The organism is Planctobacterium sp. R6 (genome assembly GCF_055755215.1).
On the sequence record NZ_JBVTQY010000090.1, the window covers coordinates 1 to 1,651 of the forward strand.

Genomic DNA, 1,651 nt, shown 5'->3' on the forward strand with positions numbered 1-1,651 from the left:
TCTTTTTTGGTCGAAAGATCCGATCACCTCAAGGGCATTTAGTTCATTTGTTCTTATGCGCAGCTCAGGTTAATTAGTTACCCCAAATTACCCGTTTCTGATTTTCTTTTCTGTGGCTGAGATCAGCCGACCAGCTATAGAAAATTTGGGTGGAATATTGGGCAGTGCATCGAAATCGTAAAACTGTGCGGCGATAATTTCTTCCCCGTCGACATTAATATCACCCGAGTCATACTCAGCTAAAAACCCACACATTAACGAATGCGGGAATGGCCAGGGCTGACTGGCAAAGTACTCCAGATTCTTCACCTTAACCCCCACTTCTTCAAACACTTCACGGTGTACCGCCTGCTCCAGTGTTTCACCACTTTCTACAAAACCCGCCAGTGTAGAATACATATCGTTTTTATGATGGGCGCCTTTGGCCAGTAATATTTGATTGCCTTTGCGTATGGCCACAATAATACAAGGCGAAATGCGTGGATAACAACGGTGATGACAAGTGTGACACTGGGTTGCCAATTCCCAGTCTACCCGACTCATCTTGTTGCCGCAGCAACCACAAAAACGGTGGGTACGCAGAAACAACGCTACCTGCCAGGCCCTGGATACCACAGAAAACAATTCACCCGGTAACTGCATCAACATGGCGCGCAGACTGAGGCTGTCTAATTCATCTGTTGCTACAAACTGTGATTCCAGATCCAGCATGTAACAGGGCAAAGAATCCACTTCACCCACCTGAATAACATCGTCCTGCCAGGCGTGAAACTCGGTCAAAGTTTGCCAACTGCCCCGGATCAACCCTGGCTGCTCTGAATACTGCAAAATATTCTCTTTGCTCACCACAATCCACCAGGCGTCTGCCACGTCGTGAAATACCGGATTTTGTTGAATCAAACTGCACTGCTCCTGTCTGTTGCCACCCCGCACCGGGAAATGTTATCAGCAGGTAGACAAACAACACTTTTGGTGGCTGAAGTTTTTGTTATACTGAAATCAGAATCAAATGGGTGCGTTAGTTGGAAATTCTATTGTCTCTGACAAGGCATCTATCATAACTCAGAAGGTATAAATCATGTTAACCCGAATTGAACAAGCGCAAGAAAAATGGGGTGGCATCCATAAACTTATCGATACCTGGCTGGAAGAGCGTAAAACCTTACTGGTGCAATACTGTAAATTAGCGGCTTTACCGCCGTTTGAGCGAACGAGCAATGCGTTACCTGGGTACGAAGATATTGAAGCCTTCTGTGAAACATTAATGGATTATGCCTCCACCGGCCATTTTGAGCTGTACGATAAAATTCTGGACGAGTGTGAGCAAAACGCCGACAACGAACAGTGGATCAGCGAGGTAACAGAGAAGATCAAGGCGACAACGGATACCGCTTTGTCTTTCAATGACAGCTATGCCGAGCTAAACGATGAACAGGAAATGCAGGATTTTGTGAAGAATCTGACGTTGCTGGGAGAAAAACTGGAAGAGCGTTTTGAGCTGGAAGATATGCTGCTGGATCGCATCAAAAAGCCAGTGAACTAAAGCTTGCTAAAAGCATAAAAAAAGGCGCTAAAACAGCTGTCTCTTATACACAAATCCCTGCTAAGTAATTAGTGGGGATTTTTTTGAACTAAATTCCTGGCCTTCGAT

At 45.4% G+C, this 1,651-nt stretch carries 2 protein-coding genes; one reads left to right on the forward strand and one right to left on the reverse strand.

The features are described 5' to 3' along the window. Window positions 1–87 precede the first annotated feature (87 nt). Window positions 88–900: an NAD(+) diphosphatase gene (gene nudC / locus AC0J20_RS23255; protein ID WP_473023592.1), complete on the reverse strand. Its 813-nt coding sequence runs from the start codon at window positions 898–900 to the stop codon at window positions 88–90. A gap of 178 nt (window positions 901–1,078) precedes the next feature. Between nudC and rsd the strand changes: the two genes are divergently transcribed. Further along, entirely contained in the window at window positions 1,079–1,543 is a 465-nt protein-coding gene (gene rsd / locus AC0J20_RS23260; protein ID WP_473023593.1) for a sigma D regulator, read from the forward strand. The last annotated feature ends 108 nt before the right edge of the window (window positions 1,544–1,651 follow it).

What these genes read in the sequence shown, in the direction of transcription:
- rsd (WP_473023593.1), top strand. Translation starts at nt 1,079, where the DNA reads ATGTTAACCCGAATTGAACAAGCGCAAGAAAAATGGGGTGGCATCCAT.